Source organism: Acinetobacter sp. 24-47-67 (assembly GCF_056779735.1).
This window is the reverse complement of record NZ_JBWYIK010000045.1, coordinates 1-326: the sequence shown is the minus strand read 5'-3', so window position 1 is coordinate 326 and position 326 is coordinate 1. Positions and strand designations below refer to the sequence as shown.

1 protein-coding gene is annotated in these 326 nt (G+C 43.3%); it reads right to left on the bottom strand.

Annotation, left to right across the window (positions count from 1 at the left end):
* A partial coding sequence (locus AC1M9K_RS14600) for a GA-like domain-containing protein (protein ID WP_481589651.1) occupies positions 1-326 on the bottom strand: 326 nt, incomplete at both ends.

Below are 326 nucleotides of genomic sequence, written 5' to 3'. Positions count from 1 at the left end.
AGCAGCAATTGCCTCTACCAATTCATCATGCTTAGCTTCTGCAGTTTGAACCGCTTGTGTTGCTGCTGCAATCGCGGCATCAACATCATCAGCAATACCATTGCTATCTGTATCGTTCACTGCTGGTACAACTGTATCTAGAGCATCTAAACGAGCATCTAGATCATCTTTAGCTGCTGATGCAGGTAATGCATCAACCAAGCCTTGTGCTGTACCTTTCAACGCATCTAATTGATCTTTGATCGCTTGTAATTGAGCTTGCGTTGCTGGACTGATTACACCATTTTTAGCAGCAATTGCCTCTACCAATTCATCATGCTTAGCTT